The organism is Paenibacillus curdlanolyticus YK9, assembly GCF_000179615.1.
Classification (GTDB): Bacteria; Bacillota; Bacilli; order Paenibacillales; family Paenibacillaceae; genus Paenibacillus_T; species Paenibacillus_T curdlanolyticus.
In genome coordinates this window covers 79,915-96,904 of the sequence record NZ_AEDD01000010.1, presented here as the reverse complement: position 1 = coordinate 96,904, position 16,990 = coordinate 79,915, and the positions used below count along the sequence as shown (strand labels likewise).

Sequence of the window (16,990 nt, the reverse complement as noted above, 5' to 3'; positions counted from 1 at the left end):
TTTTTATTTTTGATTTTCTAAAAACTGATCTCTCCAGTTAATTAGATCCAAGAGTACCTCATTAAAATCTTTATTAAATGGATATCCCTCAGTTATAACATCAGCGAGTACATCCTCGTTTTTTTCCCATTCCTGGCTAAGCTTAGCCCAAGAGTTTATTGCGTCATCAAGAGCTTGTTTAAACTTCTCCATACTGTTTCACCCCCAATTATAATTATACCATTCTGATAGAGCCTTTGAGTACTTACAGTGCAAACACTTCAGTTGCTGAGGAAAGGCTGGGAAGCTGAAGATGAACTAAGTGAATGTTTTTGAGTAGAGATATTATACTGGAGCAAAACAACTTACTTTATAAGTGTAGCGGAATTGTTTGTAAAAAACCACAAAATGAAGGAGATGTAAATGTTTTGATTTGGTACAATGGGGTTGTTATTGATACATGTGTATGTTAGAAGACAAGCTCAAAAGAGGTGCGTCCAATTATTGAACAGATCAGTTTGACATTAAAGAAGGCGAAGATATCTCGGCAACGTATTACGATCACTACAGACGACGAAAAGAAATACACGGGCATCATTCAGGAACTGGACAGATGGACGCTTACGCTGAGACTGCCGGATGGGATCATGTACATACCTTTAGTTGAGATCGAGGACGTGCGAGCTGCCGAATCGGATGACCATCAACTCGATAAGAAAGATGAGGACACACCGAAAGGCACGCTAGGGTGAGCGCGCTACGGACGCTGAATCTTGACGATGAATACTGAGGGCCACCGATCGTGTCCTTTTCTCATTGTTGTGGAAAATAAAAACGACGTTTTCGAAACGTAGGACAATTCCAATTCATGAGAAAGGCTTAATGGTTAAAAAACAAAGGAGGCAGTTTGAAAAACATGCAGTCATTTATTGATGATCACAAAGTCCAGATACTTAATGGTAAATTCAATCTTGATAATTCAGGAAAACAGAGAGATTTTGAAATAAAACAATATAGACTATATATTAGGGAATGCTATGAATCTCACTTAGCTCATCATATCGTTCAAGACTATAAGAAATTTCGAAAAGAATTAGATGCATACTTAGAGAATAATACTAAACCTCTACCTAAACCGCTTTGTCCAATCTATTACATTACTACACTGGAAAAGGAATGTGAAGGTGTAGTAGCATATAGAAGTAATAGAATTAGTAATGGTAAAGTTAAATGTAAAGAAAATAGCGAAATACCAGTTTATGTTGGTAAGACCGTTACCAATATGGAAGAGCCTATAGGTAGGTTTTCAGATGGACACAGTGCTACTCAAATGCTTACTGACCCAAAATATGAGGGTCTGGAAAAGAGAGTATATACGATGCAAGTCTTAGTTGACTTAGATATAGGAACTGAGTTATTTCAAGATGTTCCTATTGAATTCATTGAACCATTTGAAATTGTTAAGGATGCAGTGGAATTTCTAGAAAGTATTTTAATTTGCTTTACAAATCAGAGAAATATAAGCACGGCAAAAGAAGAACTGTTTAACACTACACATAAAAATACCGTTAAATATGACAATTATCATTACAGTGAAATTGTTGGTAATTTACGAACAAAAGAGGGTTATGAAGACATAGGTATTTACATCTACGATACTCCGGGAAAAAGTGTTTATCCTGCGCAGATGTTCTTTAAGGAAAGCGACTCCTCTGCAAGTCATTTTGTAATACCTGTTAAATTGATTAGTCAGTATATATTAAAATCACTAGGCCTTTAAAGTGCGAATTGTTGTATTGCATAGCCAAGGTTCGAAAATCGAACCCTTGTCCATATCTAACCACAACGGTTAATTTAGGACAGGGGTTCACTTACTCAGAATTACGTCTAGAAGCTTGTTTAAGGATATAAAATTAAAAAAGGATGGGTTTAAGGAGGCGATGTCTTCTGAGAGGTTACTTTATCACACATCCACTTAAAAGGAGTGGCGATGTGCCTGGGAGATATCCTTTAGCGGCAGAGGTTGAAGTAATTGATCAATTAGGTTCGATTAATACTACATATCTTTCGTTTCTAGGCGATGCATATGGTGTGAATAGTTTAGGGCCGAATATGGATCCATGTATTTTTTCTGATCCGTTGCCTTGGTGCTGGTCGTACTGCAGAATGGGTAAAAAGGGGAATATTCATCAAACCTCACACAATACTGTAGTAGATGCGACAGGTGAAGCTCCTTGGGTTACTCCACGCCTATTGAATCATGAGGTTAGGTTAGGAGATGTTGTTTTTTTTGGTAATTATCAGTTTGATAATAATCACACAATATCTGAGATTTGGGTGGATACGGTCCTTGTGGTTGGAGCCAAGGAAAAATGGGGCATTGGTAAAGTAGGAAGGAAGTTGGAATTAAAGAAGCCACCCAAATCAGATGAGTTTACTACAAAAGATGATGTTTGGAAATATCATTTTGACGATCATAGGTTCTCACACCAATTTGTAACGATAAGGGGACCATATTCTTCGATTTTTGCTTCCATGTACCCTCCGAGTTTAGAGTTCCCACATTATTCGTTCATTCCTTGGGTTTCTGATAAAAAGCCTTTTTCAATAACAGGTTATCGTTTAACAGAATTTCCGTTTAGTAATCTCGTTAAAATTATGGAAAATGCACGGGTTAAAGTAAAAGCCCATGACGAGAGGGACCTAAGAAGGCCTTTATTGTTTAATGGGGACCTGGCCGCTTCCTTATGGAGCACCATATGGAACGAGGCAACTTTACGCATCATCAAAGCGAAACCTTCCCCCAAGATACAGCCGTTTTGCCGCACTTGATTAGGCTGCCTCCCCGTGGTTTTACATAGCCACGCTTCGGAAAAATGAACCATTGTCCACATAAAACCATAATGGTTAATTAATGGGTTATAGAAGGTAAGACAATTAATCGCCTCCCCATGACGAAAGCCGACCGCAAGAGGTCGGCTTTTTTGTCTTGGAGCGGAGGGGGAGTTATAGACCGATATTCACTACTTTATATTTATATCCGCCAAATTCAAACACATCGTCTACATTCCGATATAGTGCGGCTCGTTGTAGGCCTGTCATAAACTCTCTTTGATGGTACATTTCGAATCTAATTGTTATTTCCTCACCATTCGACCGATCAATTAACAGCATCGTCTTTCCGAAGTGCCCGTTCGTTTCCAGGATCTCAGTAACGACTGAAGGAGCAGACACTTCCCGATTATAAATATAGAGGTTGTGATATTCGATATATCGATTTTCAATCTCATGCTTTAAAACAATATCGTTGCCATTCAATTCATTCTTCGGATTCGCATGTATAACTTTCTTATTTGAAAGATCTACTGTGATCGCCCCCCTGTCGAACATTATATGATGATTAGGACAAACGACGATCATGTTTTCTATGACGTCAGCTCCACGATGTTTACCAAGAGGTTGAATATGATGAACTTCACTAAAGGTGCCGCCAGGGCCAAGGTCGATTCTTTGACCACAAATTTGACATGCATCACTATACAGATCCCTTAAGTACCTAACTAGGCTAGAACTGCGAACAACTCGGGATACTGTATTCTTTACTCTGACAGGTAGCAAAGTGCCAATTGGCTTGACAACAAGATTCTTATTCCGTTGTTGTGAAGAAATCTTCGTTTCAATTGGCTGAAATCCAGGGTCTTTATTAGGGTTCGTAATGACAGCAGCTTGTCGGGTTCCCGAAGGCAAAACATCACTTCTTTGCTCACGTTGAACCTGTTCTGTATTGGGATTTCGAACTTTTGAAGATACTGAAACCTTTTGAGTATTAGGAACATCTTGCTTCTTCAGGGTAATGGCTGATTCCATGGTATTGCGATGACTTTGCTCAGCTAATTTCTTAAACTCATCGATGTTTGACTTCGTACAAGCAATTACGATATCACCGTTTCTGTGAGGAAACGCAGCTCGGTTATCCATCAGATATTGATGCAACCTCTCGTACGGAACGAGCTTCATTTGCTCAAGAATTGTATAGATAATTTGCGCATGCTGAGCAGACAACTCGTAAGTTCGAGTTGCTAAATTTTGAACATATTGAACATCGGAGAAGATGAAGTGCTCGTACTCGTATACAGTTTTAAATGCGGGGTTGCGGACCGTTTTCGAAAGTTTTGTTCGAGGCAACTTCTTAGGCATAATGGGCCATTTCAAGAGTCTGTTTTCCGCTTGAAAGACTTTATATGCCTCTTTGAAATCAATAAGGCCAATACTAGCCGGGACGATGTAATAGGGGTTTTTACCATGATAATACAACTCTAATTTTAATATTTTAACAATTCGTTGGAACACGTTCTCAGGAAAAGTATTGATATAGTGATGAATTTCTTGCACCGACTTACGGTTCTTGCTCCAATAGGCATCAACAAAACCAAGCGGTTCCATCCAAATGTACATGGTTTTCTCTCCATGGTGAAATTTTTAAGATCAGATACTACGCACTAGAGCTACCTATAATATTAGTATGATTATTCAATTTTATAAAGACTCCTAGTAAGCGTTTTGGACCACCGCAAAGAGATGCCTTCTACTGCCAGCTTAAAACTGGGGCCGGTGCCACTTTTTGATGGAACACCCACAGAAGAGGTAACTGCAATTTTAAAAACTTGCAATTAGTGTTGGGTAAAGGCTTTCGTCACCTTTCATCTGATGCGATGCAGGAGGATAGTGTACCAATCTATGAAAGAGAATCTACGATATAGGGGAAGTGGGGAGAGTTAAGCCACCTCCCCATACAATCTAAGCATCACACTTCGGCGAATTGTGGTTTTACACAGCCACGCTTCGGAAGAAGAATGAACCCTTGTCCACATAAAACCACAGCAATAATTTTGGACAGGGGTTCAATGCGTTCCAATAAGTTTGCGGCATTTACTGGAGGGATTTGTAATAACCTGTCGAACTTAAACTTGAAGCATTTATACATATGTTGCAGATGAGGAGTAGGTCACAAATTGAAACAGGCAGAGCATGAAGTGGATTTGCTTTCGCGTCCTTATGCTGAACGACAATTAATTGTCGTTTTAAATGACGAGGAAATAAAGGCACAACAAAAGTTTAAAGAAAAACAAGAGGAAACGGGTTTGGCTAAGTTTGTAAGCGTGGTATCGAAAATGATTTCACCTTCGATTATTTTTGCGGAAGCGACAATCGAGTTATATAGAGCGATAAAAAGCCTAAGGGAACAGGGAGTTAAAACGTTGTCTGTATCACAGAGTGATGCTAAGGAAATTAAGTTTCCTCCTGGTCATCCAAGGTTTGGTGTTCTTTACATAGCACACCCTGCTGCAGAGAATGTTTACTTCCCTTTTGCTCAATTTCACCGTCTTACATTTGAACATAAATTCTCAGAGGCTGTCATTCTACTTATGTCTTTAGGGGCAACTTACATTGAGGTGCAACATGTTACAGGGTGGTCAAAAGAATTTTCTGCAAAAATGGATATTTCAATTCCTCATGCAGAAATAGAAGGTGGTGTGAATTCTTCTTCAACTAAAACTTCTGGTTCTGAGATACTTTTTACAGCAAACTTTAGCGGAAATACTACAAATGAATTACCTTCTAATTTAGTTTGGTTTCATCACGAACCGACTTGGCAGCAGATTGCAGACGGACGACTGAAATACGGAATGAAAGATTTTTCTCTCTCCGTGAGATATGAGGATGATCTCGGAGTTAATGTGGGACTCAAGACAGCTGCTGTTAAGGCGAAACTTGATATTGGGGGTAACTTTGAGGATCACCAATCAACGGTGTGGAAAATCGTTGGTAAGTTTTCTTAAGCGACTTGCCCCGATTTCCGAATTAATACACTCCGGCGAATTGTGGTTTTGCACAGCCACGCTTCAGAAAAATGAACCTCTGTCCATACAAAACCACAATGGTTAAGATGGACAGGGGTTCATTTCGACTATAATGGCTCAACTAATTTGCAAAAGTAAATATCGAAATAATCCGTTTTTTTCAGAAGGTATCGAAGAGTAATTGCTCCAATTCACACTATGAGTCTGTTTTAACTGTATCGGTTCTTCACGGTTTTTTTTGGTCCCTTGTGAGGCAAGTGGGTCCCATCTTAGAATACCGCTAACTATCCGTCCTTCGTTGATATGAAAATCTCGGTCAACAGAATCATGTTTGGTTGGCTGCTCCCAGTAATAAGGGTCATTTGTAATGATAATACCAAAGCCCGTTACATTGTCCCGGGTTGATACTGCTTTCTCAATCTTTTCAATGTCTTTAAGAAAATCGTATCTTCCTTGGTCTTGTGCGCCATGATTTTTGAGTTCAACTTGCTTCCCATTTAAGGAAGTCGATATTTCTTTAGTCTTATTCCTAAGTTCAAAAATCCATATCTCGCCGGATTTGGGATCTTCAACCCAGATGTCTACTTTTGTGTTTTTGTTAATATTTTTGTCAGGCATGCAATGGAGACCACGGGTTTTTAATTCGTTAATTAACAACCTTTGAAATTCCTTCTGAGAGCGGAAAACAGGGGATTTTATTGAGAGGGAAGACAATACGTCGTACATATTCATTAGTGGATAGCCTCCAAATCAGATCTTTTCTGATAAGGTTAGATATTCTGCAAATGGGGTAACTATCCTCCCTGGAATGGGAAGTTGGCAGGTTGAAGTGCTTGCTATCAAGCAACCTCTCCAAACATCCTTAGCATTACACCACCTCGGCGAATTGTGATTTTGCACAGCCACGCTTCCGAAAAATGAACTCTTGTCCATAAAAAACCATAATGGTTAAGATGGATAGGGGTTCATTTCGTTGTGGTAAAGCGAAGGATAGAGTTAAAGGCCAGGCCTTCGATGCAATTCAGCATAGTTCTACAATTACAATAGAGGAAGTTTATTCCTTTTGACGAAATAGTGAGGTGGGAGGCGAGATTGAATGGATATAAACAACAATGAAAATATTATTTGTAGACTCAGCAATATGACGGAAGATACTTTGGCTGAGGTGGATCTTTCATTACACCTTGTAAGGCTACAAAAGGAAGCTGATTCATTTTACCAATCGTCTGGTATTCAACTTGCACCCGATGTAGGGAAGTGGGTTAAGAAAAGTATCGTTAAGACTTTACAAGAGTTGAAGGAAGTTGATGATACCGAAAGTAGAGTTTTTCTGGTCGGTAACTACAACCATGAAATTAAGATAAATGACAAACTTGCTAAGCTAGAGTTATCAGAAGATCAAGGGCTTTTAGATAAAGTTAGAAAGCTAACCACAGCACTTCGTAGTCCTGATCCTGAGTATCCAGAAAAGTACACCAGTTTTCAGATAGTAAAGTTAACCTTAGATGAGCAAGATGCGTATTTTTGTTATTATCGAGGGGTTAAGAAAAATAGCATGCGTTCCTCTAAAAAGTTGATGGTATTTAAGAATGCGAACCAATTTGTTTTTGCCGAGGATACTGTAATTGATCTAGGGGGTAACATCGATTTCTTTGTAGTTGGAGATTTTATGTTCATAATGAATGTCCGAAATTTTGAGTTCGCTTTTGATTACCGAGACCATATAAATGAACAGAGAGATCGGAATCTGACTGAGATTGTTTCAATGCCGTTCTTTGACGGTGAGAATTCAAACAAAGGGATATTTGAGGAGTCCTGTAAAAAATTCATCCACTCACGGGGATTAGCTCAAATTAAGCCTGTCACCCTTACTGCGATTCAGACTAATTTTCAAGAAAGATGTAACGAGCTGTCACAAATCAAAGCAAATCTTCCTGTAGATGAGACTGAGAAGGGACGGTATTTGGCGAAGTACGGCACTATTTGGGAATTATTCGACTACATTGATATGGAAAACCGCAAGATTATCTTTAATGAGGGTGATTCCCCAAGACCTTTGTTACACTTCTTTGCTGATAAGATCGTAAAGTCTTTCGTAACGGAAGACTTTAAAGTAGCTGTTGCTTACGAAGAATAATGCTTTGAGGGATGTATTCTTCTTGGGAGGGAGAGAAAAATGTGGGGTAAGCGTGAACAGGTTATCTTATGGACAGCAGCATATCTTCCTTTATTCCTTATCATGTTCTACAGATTCGTTGATAGTAATGACTTCTTCAAGAAAACTGAATGGGCAACATGGTTAGCCCAATATATAGATAAGACGGTATTCGACGTATTCATTATTGCGGGAATAATTTTCATTTCGTTGCTAATTTATCGCTTGGTTGCAATATGGCTCTTCAGTAACTATGATCGTCAATTGCGGGCTAAGGAAATAGGTAAGATTGTTTCGATAAGGAAATATGAACGCTTGAGTGTAAATGACTATTCGTTTTTCTTGATGACTTTGCTGCTGCCGTTAGTCTCTCTTGATCAAGCATCAGGTATTAATCTAATGGTAACTGTAGCAATTGTTTTGATTGTCATTGCAATTTACGTAAAGACGGATTTTATAAGTGTGTGTCCAGTGTTCTTTGTATCTGGTCGGCAAGTGTTTAAGGCGATCATTTCAGATCAGAGTAAAGAAGCAGAAGTTGCTGATTCGTCAATCCGACAAGAGGTTATTATCATTACTCGTGATAAGTCCTTGAATTTGAACAAAAAGTTTAGGACAGTGAAGTTGATCGGCGACATCTTCTACCTGTCCAGTAACAGTAATAATGATGACGATCCCGATGATTTTCAGCTTTGAATAAGGTATAACATTTTTAATTGTAGGAATACGAACTCAGACAGATCAACATACTGTTTTTAGCTTACGCAACCTCCCCAAACAACCTGAGCAGCACACTCCGGCGAATTGTGGTTTTGCACAGCCACGCTTCGCCTCCACCATCAGGAACCCCGACCGCATGAGGTCGGGGTTTTGTGTTGCCCAAATTCTTAGACATCAGTTTTTTTAGGTGTTGAAGGTGGTTTTTTCGTAGACATTTTGTCTACTGAAATGTTTGCAAATTCCACTTGTATTGAGCACGTAATATTGATGGAATGTGACGGAATTGTTCAATAGAATTTGCATAAACTCCTCATATCTTAATTGCCTAGATCTTGTTATGCTTCAGTTTACAGAGGATATGTATCTATGGGACATTTTAACTCGAATGTTAAGAGGGAAATTTACTTGTCTGTCGAATTTATGATGTGTGATGTGTTGATTTAACGATTATTATAGAGACTTTAGTTTGATAGATTAACATAGGAGGTACCGTGGCATGGCAAATCAGCCAATTATTAATGGCAAAGTGGTAGAACGGTCCTACGAAGATTATCGTAATAATTTATATCTTGTTAACAGGAGATATCAACGAAAACTTGTTTGGGGTGTTTCTGAGAAACGAGCATTCATAGATTCTCTGGCAAACGGGTATCCTGTACCATTATTTCTGTTTTCGATAAGTGCCTACAAAGGTATTGTTAGAAACGAGATTATTGACGGAATGCAAAGATTAAATGCAATTTTTTCTTTTATCGAAAATGAATATTCATTAGAGAATGGTTGTTACTTTGATCTATCTGCAACAGCTATTACAAAAGATTTGATGGATAACGGTCTATTGCATCAGAAACATCCTACACTTGATCGATCACAGTGCGTTAGAATTGTTAGCTACGAATTGCCCTACTCAATTTATAATGAAAGTGACCCAGAAGTAATTGATGAAGTTTTTAGACGGATTAATTCAAATGGTCAACATTTATCTCGCCAAGAAATTAGGCAGGCAGGTGCCACAGGCGAATTTGCTCAATTGGTTCGGTTGTTGTCAACACAAATTCGAGGAGATGTGTCACACGACGATGTTCTTCTGCTTTCTCAAATGAAGGAAGTAAGTATAAATCAAGAGATCGGTGATATGGGAATTAATGCTGAATCTGTCTTTTGGGTCAAGGAAAATGTAATTAATAAAGAGGATCTGCGTCAATCCATGGACGAAGAGCAGGTGGCAGATCTCTTAGCCGCGATGGTTCTACACCCTGTGCCTCCTTCAAATGTAAGTGTTTTGGATGAATACTATGGTTTCAGAAATGTTGATTCAGAAACACGTGGAAAAAAAGTCGAAGATGCTGTTTTAGCTGTAAACCCAGAAAGATTATCTGAACAGTTTCTTTATGTTGTAGATGAAATTAAGAAAGTATTTTATAATCGCTCAAAATCGATAATTGGACATATCGTTGGACAAAGAATATATAAAGGTCCAAGATATTTTCAAGTTTTATTCTTATCAATGTATGACTTGTTAATAAGACAAGAGAAAAAAATTCGTGATTATGATAGTTTATACTGTCAGCTAGAAGGCATAAGTAGCAGAACAATGAACATTGCTGGTGGCGGTGGGTGGTGGACAAGTAAGGAAAAAACGGAACTAGTAGCAGCAACAACAGGCGTCATTGCTTCAAATTTTGTGGATCGTACTGACAGTGACCCGATGTACTATTCATATACGACAGAAGTTGAGACATTACTTAAACAATCACGTACTGAGAATAGTCAGTATGATTTTAAACAGGGAATATATAACTTAGCTAATGGAGAACGAAATGATGAGCTATTGAAGAAAATAGTGAAAACACTAACAGCTATGGCTAATTCGGGGAAGAATTCTGTTGGATATGTCGTTGTTGGTGTAGCTGATAAGATAGAAGACGCAGAAAAAATAAAAAGGCGCTATAACGCCGATTATATAAGAGTAGGTTCCTTTTATATTACTGGAGTTGATGGTGAGGTGAGTGAATTCAGTAAAGGGGATTATGATGCTTATTATACAATGTTTAAGAATGCTATAAACAGTATGCCTATCTCCGAACATTATAAAAGGCAATTAGGATCGAAGATGAGAATGGTTGATTATTACTCCAAATCTGTTGTAATAATGAAAATTGTTTGTGACAATGGAGCAGCAATCTTTGGTAACAATTATTATACTAGATCAGGTGCAAGTAATGATCCGGTTCCAGTTTCCCCTGAAAGCATGCCTGCTTTTTTTGCTAAGTTTTGATTTTGCAACACAATTCTCTTTGAATGGTAAACCGTTGAATTGATTATAAATTTTAAACAAGTAAGGATTCCAGCATATTGTCGCATCTCCAGCCAACCGCTGCAGATGCTTTTTTTATATTAATAGATTAAATTAAGTTGATGGGTTTACCTTGAAAAAAGCGTCGAAAGGAAGCTGACATACAACAAATCTTCCAAGGAGGCGTTCCCGATGTCCAAGCAAATCCACCGTATCAATTAGACATCAATCCCACCACTGAGCAGCGCCTGCTCTCCCTCCCTCAGCGTCACTTAAAACTAGCAGTCGAACACGGTGTCGCCAGACTACACTCAACCGTCGCGCTGAGAACCATGTAAATCCACAACCGCATGAGGTTGTGAAATTTTTTTTTTTTTTTTGGTTTTAAAAGATTTCTAATTTTATTATTCACCTGCGTTACCGTCAGTCTAGCCATGGGATATAGAGGGGACGTATGCTATAATGACCAGGTCCCCACCATTAGGCCCCTCGACTGTGTGTGTCGGGGTTTTTGCTTTTTCTCAAAAAACAACGATGGGAACCTTATATGTGGGGGAGAATGCCCATATAAGTTTAAAAATTTAAATGTAGGGTTTGCGACTATGGGTGCTATTCAATGGTCAGTTTATAAATGAAAATTCCGGTAAAAGTACTGCACCGTAGAAGAGTATTCTACTTCGACAAGCGCGATCAAATCGCAATAGTTACTAGGAGGTCTCATTCCGAGCATGAAATTGACTAGAACGAAGCTCTGGATACTGCTCGTTATCGTTGCTCTGTTGGCCGGATTCGTTCTTTGCGCGAACCAGTATACGTCTAAGCGGGATGCGCTTGAGCAAGCGTTGAACGATAAGGTGGACAATGCGGTTAATGCGGTACAGCACAGCGCCGTAGAACGCGTTAAAGTCGAGGACCCGAGCAATCCGTATTTCGTAGTGAATATGAATCATGGGGACATTCAGTCATTGGTGATGAAAGAGTTGTTGGAAGAGCTCAACAATGACAGCTCCGTTCCTCCGATCAAATTGACTCATTATCAAATCACTCAAACAAAAGACATCGATGTGTATGCGGATGTGAAATACACGACGGTATTCGGCATGACGAAGACTATCTCGGCGCATCTGACGGCTCCAGTCATCCGGTTCAAGCATGAGACCGGTGATGAGATCTTGAAGTAATGGAATAGACAGGGAGGGCAGTTCTTCATCTACATGGGGATCTGCCCTTTCTGTTAGGATCAGTATACTGTGAAAAAGATCGCTTAACAAGCATTTTTGGTAACGATACCACGTAAATTTTGTTAGGGAGAAGTGATCGATTAGTTGCCGAATCAGAAGTATTCACTAGAAAAATAGTGTATTGACGCTCTTTTTGCAATTTGCTATGCTTGGTTCGCGAACAGATTTTCAGTTATTTTTGGTACCGATACCAAATTGGTAAGGGGACACACGTATGGAAATATTACAGTCGATAATTGCAGTTGATCTAGGGGGGACGAAAATTCTTGTCGGTGAAGTAACTCCTGCAGGCGAGGTGCTGCAAACCAAATCCTATCCAAGTGATACAACAAGCCAGCATACCGCATTGCAAGGAGTCATTCATGCGATCAACGATTTTCAAGATGGAAGTAACTTGATTGCCCGCGAGCAAATCGCGATTGGCCTTGGCGTGGTTGGACGTGTGGATACGCATAATGGCGTATGGCATCAGATACAGCCTGGCAAGACGGAGCCGATGAACGTAAGCGAGCAGCTTGAATCTATTTTTCAATTGCCCTGTGGTGTAGATAACGATGTTGCTTGCGCGACACGTGCGGAACAGACATTTGGCTGGGGACGGCAGTCGAAAAACTTTATTTACTTCAACATTGGAACGGGTATTGCGGCAGGAACCGTAGTGGATGGACACTACGTGGAAGGGAACCAATTTAACGCAGGTGAGGTTGGACATATGGTCGTTGCGATGGATAGCGATGTGCGGTGCGGGTGCGGCCGCTATGGCTGTGTTGAACGTATCGCCTCAGGCTTAGGCATGCACGAGCGTGTGGTTGCTTTGCTCCCGAATTATCCGTCCAGTTCACTTGAGTTGGTAGAGGGACAACGGATTGCTGTCCAAACGATATTGGAAGCAGCAGCGCAAGCAGATCCGCTTGCATCGCGAATTGTTGATGATGCAGCGCGTGCAGCTGCGGCAGCGATCATGAATCTGGTGAGAGTGACTGATCCTGATACGATTGTGCTTGGCGGCGGCGTTGCTCGCAATCCCTACTTTTTCGAGCGGGTCAAGCAGGCGTTGAATCCGAGTACAGTGCGATTTGTCGCGAATGGACTGGTATACACAAAAGTAGGGAGTGAAGAGACGGGACTTGTTGGCGCAGCATTAGCTGGTCTCCAGGCAAGTCGGTCAAGAAGAGGAGGGAACTAAGCAATGCTGAGTGAACAGTTGCTGAGCGATATTAAGCAGTCGGGCTACATCCATCGCCCGCTGCCTAGATACGCGGAGCATTCCTTAGAAGCAGCGCAAGAGCAGCTGGAAGTGCTCGATTCTCGTACGCTGTATTGCGCAAGTGAGACGGACGCTAGTGGATGGACATTTAAAGGCGTTGGCGAAATGCAGGTCGATCATGATGGAGCGGTGTCCATCACATCGCCTACCGTGATGCCACATTGGCCGGAAGGCGCGCCGGCAGACGGAGATTACGTCAACTTCGGTGAGGCTTGGCTAGTGCGGCAATTCCAAGGCGAGAATTGGAAGCGCTTCAACCGTATTTCAATCGAGCTGAAAGCCGATTTTCAAGGTACGCCGAACACGTACGTGATGCTCAAATTCCGGAATGAAGGCGAGATTCCGATTCCAGATATCTATTTCCGTGAAGGCGTGCATGGCGTGAACTTGTCGAATACGGAGTGGAATACCGTTCATCTGAACATTGCAGAGCTTCCGCGAGATGTTATTACAGAGATCGAGATCGGCTACTTTATTAATGGCAAGAGCTATGCAACAGGCGATGCCATGAAGCTGTCCGTGAGATCGATTCGATTAGAGCTCGTGGATCAGCAGGAAGTGACGAAGGGCTGGTCGCCAAGTCCGCGTGAAATTGTATGCTCTCACTCCGGATACCGGGCGGATAGCGCGAAGACGGCATTAGCGCAGCAGCTAGATGCGGAGCAGTTCCAGATCTTTAGCGAGAAAAGCGGCAAACTCGTATATACAGGTGCAATCGATCACGTTGAGACAGGCATCGGGCCGTTTCAATTGATGGATTTTACAGAGGTTGCGGAGGAAGGTCGTTATTATATCCGGGTTGGCGAAATCACCTCACACCCATTCACGATTGGGTCCGCCTCTAAGGTGTGGCATGCTTCGATCTGGAAGTCCTTGAACTTTGTGTTCTGTGAACGCTGCGGTTATCCGGTTCCTGGCATCCATGGCACCTGTCATGCAGATATTATCGCGGAGCATAACGGGACGAAGCTGGCCTTCCACGGCGGTTGGCATGATGCGGGGGATGTGTCGCAGCAAATGATTCAGACCGCTGAAGTAACGCTTGCGTTATTTGAGTTGGCGGAGCGGATGCAACCGATCGATGAGGATTTGTATCTTCGCTTAGTAGAGGAAGGCGAGTGGGGACTGGATTTCCTGCTAAAAACGAGATACGGCGACGGTTATCGTGCAACTAGCGCAGGAATTACCCGCTGGACGGACGGCCGCATTGGCAATATGGATGATTGCGCCGCACGTGTGCATAACCAAGCCTATGAGAATTTTTATTGTGCAGGAATCGAGGCTTACATTCACTCCCGTCTCCCGGATGAGGCCTTATCCAAGCGTCTGCTGGAAATAGCGAAGGAAGACTTCCAATATGCGCTCGATGTCTTTATGGAGGTGGGCTTCGATCAGAAGCCGATCTTCTGGGAGCATACGTACCAAACGTCGGAGAGCTTATTCATGGCGACAGCCTCTTGGGCAGCCTCAATGCTATACAAGGCAACAGGGGATGAGCCATACGCAGAGAAGGCGGTTGAATTTATCCGTTATGTGGAACAGTCACAGGAATTAGAAGGCATTTCGCTTCAGGATGGAGCGTCATTCCGGGGCTTCTTCTACCGCAATCCTGAGAAGAAGGTCATTCAGCACTTCAACCATCAGGCTCGCGAGCATCTCTACCTGCAAGCGTTGGCCGCTGTACATGAGACACAGCCTTGCCACGAGGAAGCCGTTCGCTGGCTTCAATCGATTCAAGCGTACGGCTCGTATCTGAAAAAATTAAGCTCATATACGGCGCCATATCCGATGATCGCAAGTGGCCTTTACCATGTGGATGAGCACCTGGATAAGCGAAGCTTTGGGCATCAGCATTTGCTCGTAGATGACCGTGCGTATGACGACTATAAGCTTCAATTGCAGCAAGGCGTTCAATTATCGGAAGAGATATACGTACGCCGTTTCCCAGTATGGTTCTCTTTCAAAGGAAACAATGCGATCGTGCTGTCTACAGGGAAAGCGGCCTCGATCGCCGGGCTATATTTGAAGGATCGAGAGCTTCTGGATATTGCAGAGGGGCAGCTGCATTGGATTGTCGGGAAAAACCCGTTCGGTCAATCGCTCATGTACGGCGAAGGCTATCGCTATGCGCAGCAATATTCCGTATTGAGCGGCGAGATGACCGGGGAGCTTCCCGTTGGCGTACAAACGTTCGGCAACGAGGACGTCCCTTACTGGCCGCAATTCAACAACGCCACATATAAGGAAGTTTGGGTCGGGCTTGCAGGCAAATGGATGTCCATAGTGGCGGATTTGTATGCGGCAGATGCTTCTTTCGCCACAGAATCATTCGAAGCGGGGGAGGTGCACAATGAATCTTGATTGGAAACCGACGATGATGACCTACATTCATGAGGAAGAGGCGATGTCTCGCAGCATTCTTGCTGCCTATCCGGACAATGTGGAAGCATTCGCAGCAACAGCCTGGACGAAGGCGGATTGGCTCGTGCTTGCAACAGGCTCAAGCATCAATGCTGCGCTCAGTGCGAAATCTTTCATCGAGCGATTGGCTGGTGTTCGGATTGATATACGCGAGCCCTTTCATTTTTCGAACTATGAATCGTTTAGTCCGTATACGGATCTCGTTGTAGGGATATCCCAAAGCGGGCAGAGCACATCGACAATCGGTGCGTTAGAGCGAGCTCGCCAAGAAACGGAGCTTACGACGATTGCGTTTACGAGCAATGTGAACGCCGAAATCTCGGCAGCAGCTGACGTCACCATCGATATAGGCTGTGGCCAAGAGCGAGTAGGCTTTGTAACAAAGGGATTTCTTGCAACCGTCTTCACCTTAATGCTTGCTGGCCTTCGTACCGCTGCCGTGAATGGCATGATTACGCAGGAGAAGGAGCAAGAAATATTGCGCCAGTTTGAGCGAGCGATTGACGCAATCCCATTGACCATTGTGAAGACGGAGCAATTTTTCGATAGGCACCAAGATGATTTTGTTAACGCACCGCGCTTTACGGCAATTGGGTATGGGCCTGCGTACGGAACCATCAAAGAATTCGAAACGAAATTTTGCGAGACGGTTCGCATGCCTTCGCAAGGGATTGAGCTGGAGGCATTCATGCATGGCCCATACCTGGAAGTGAATCCCGAGCACCGAATATTCTTCTTGGAGATAGGAGGCAGGATACAGGAGAGGCTTGAACTGCTGCGCGACTATGAGAGCAAGTATACAAACTACACCTATACGTTGTCGTTAACCCGTCCAAGCGATGAACGCACGATTGGTCTAGAACTTGAGCTAACAGAAGAGATGGCGCCATTCATCATGATCATTCCGTTCCAGATCTTGGCCCATCATATTGCTACCGCAAAAGGCATTGAGCTACGCAATCGCATTTATACCGATTTTGGAGTGGCAATGAAGAGTAAGACAAAGCCAGGCGATTATGCTTAATCAATCCTAACTTGGGGAAATCCACT

General features: G+C 42.2%; 13 protein-coding genes. 10 read left to right on the top strand and 3 right to left on the bottom strand.

Annotated elements, in window-relative coordinates; all coding sequences use genetic code 11:
• Nucleotides 1–3 precede the first annotated feature (3 nt).
• Nucleotides 4–192, bottom strand: coding sequence for a hypothetical protein (locus PAECUDRAFT_RS17970; protein ID WP_006039560.1), 189 nt, complete (start codon nucleotides 190–192; stop codon nucleotides 4–6).
• Between the two features lie 694 nt (nucleotides 193–886).
• On the opposite strand from PAECUDRAFT_RS17970, the gene PAECUDRAFT_RS17960 reads away from it, so the two are divergent.
• Nucleotides 887–1,759 carry a hypothetical protein gene (locus tag PAECUDRAFT_RS17960; RefSeq protein WP_006039558.1) on the top strand — a complete coding sequence of 291 codons (873 nt, stop codon included), beginning with the start codon at nucleotides 887–889 and terminating at the stop codon, nucleotides 1,757–1,759.
• A 212-nt stretch (nucleotides 1,760–1,971) separates the two neighbouring features.
• A complete protein-coding gene (locus tag PAECUDRAFT_RS17955; RefSeq protein ID WP_006039557.1) occupies nucleotides 1,972–2,811 on the top strand; it encodes a hypothetical protein in 840 nt (279 codons plus the stop codon).
• A 174-nt stretch (nucleotides 2,812–2,985) separates the two neighbouring features.
• On the opposite strand, the gene PAECUDRAFT_RS24865 is transcribed toward PAECUDRAFT_RS17955, so the two are convergent.
• The gene (locus PAECUDRAFT_RS24865; protein WP_006039556.1) at nucleotides 2,986–4,434 is read right to left on the bottom strand and encodes an HNH endonuclease; all 1,449 of its coding nucleotides are present in this window, start codon (nucleotides 4,432–4,434) and stop codon (nucleotides 2,986–2,988) included.
• A 557-nt stretch (nucleotides 4,435–4,991) separates the two neighbouring features.
• Between PAECUDRAFT_RS24865 and PAECUDRAFT_RS17945 the strand changes: the two genes are divergently transcribed.
• The gene (locus tag PAECUDRAFT_RS17945; RefSeq protein ID WP_006039555.1) at nucleotides 4,992–5,819 is read left to right on the top strand and encodes a hypothetical protein; all 828 of its coding nucleotides are present in this window, start codon (nucleotides 4,992–4,994) and stop codon (nucleotides 5,817–5,819) included.
• A 138-nt stretch (nucleotides 5,820–5,957) separates the two neighbouring features.
• Here PAECUDRAFT_RS17945 and PAECUDRAFT_RS17940 read toward each other — a convergent pair whose 3' ends face one another.
• Entirely contained in the window at nucleotides 5,958–6,572 is a 615-nt protein-coding gene (locus PAECUDRAFT_RS17940; RefSeq protein WP_006039554.1) for a hypothetical protein, read from the bottom strand.
• 364 nt (nucleotides 6,573–6,936) lie between these two features.
• Here PAECUDRAFT_RS17940 and PAECUDRAFT_RS17935 point away from each other — a divergent pair, with 364 nt between their 5' ends.
• The 7 genes from PAECUDRAFT_RS17935 (at nucleotide 6,937) to PAECUDRAFT_RS17905 (ending at nucleotide 16,964) form a co-directional block, all read left to right on the top strand.
• Complete coding sequence (locus PAECUDRAFT_RS17935) at nucleotides 6,937–7,977, top strand: Kiwa anti-phage protein KwaB-like domain-containing protein (protein WP_006039553.1); 1,041 nt, start codon at nucleotides 6,937–6,939, stop codon at nucleotides 7,975–7,977.
• 39 nt (nucleotides 7,978–8,016) lie between these two features.
• A complete protein-coding gene (locus PAECUDRAFT_RS17930) occupies nucleotides 8,017–8,691 on the top strand; it encodes a hypothetical protein (RefSeq protein ID WP_006039552.1) in 675 nt (224 codons plus the stop codon).
• A gap of 520 nt (nucleotides 8,692–9,211) precedes the next feature.
• Complete coding sequence (locus PAECUDRAFT_RS17925) at nucleotides 9,212–10,993, top strand: GmrSD restriction endonuclease domain-containing protein (RefSeq protein ID WP_006039550.1); 1,782 nt, start codon at nucleotides 9,212–9,214, stop codon at nucleotides 10,991–10,993.
• A gap of 746 nt (nucleotides 10,994–11,739) precedes the next feature.
• On the top strand, nucleotides 11,740–12,192 hold the full coding sequence (locus PAECUDRAFT_RS17920) for a hypothetical protein (RefSeq protein ID WP_006039549.1): 453 nt from the start codon (nucleotides 11,740–11,742) through the stop codon (nucleotides 12,190–12,192).
• A 274-nt stretch (nucleotides 12,193–12,466) separates the two neighbouring features.
• Nucleotides 12,467–13,438, top strand: coding sequence for an ROK family protein (locus PAECUDRAFT_RS17915; RefSeq protein WP_006039548.1), 972 nt, complete (start codon nucleotides 12,467–12,469; stop codon nucleotides 13,436–13,438).
• A 6-nt stretch (nucleotides 13,439–13,444) separates the two neighbouring features.
• Nucleotides 13,445–15,880: a glycoside hydrolase family 9 protein gene (locus tag PAECUDRAFT_RS17910; protein WP_407636297.1), complete on the top strand. Its 2,436-nt coding sequence runs from the start codon at nucleotides 13,445–13,447 to the stop codon at nucleotides 15,878–15,880.
• The gene (locus PAECUDRAFT_RS17905) at nucleotides 15,870–16,964 is read left to right on the top strand and encodes an SIS domain-containing protein (protein WP_006039546.1); all 1,095 of its coding nucleotides are present in this window, start codon (nucleotides 15,870–15,872) and stop codon (nucleotides 16,962–16,964) included. The genes PAECUDRAFT_RS17910 and PAECUDRAFT_RS17905 overlap by 11 nt, the downstream gene beginning before the upstream one ends.
• The last annotated feature ends 26 nt before the right edge of the window (nucleotides 16,965–16,990 follow it).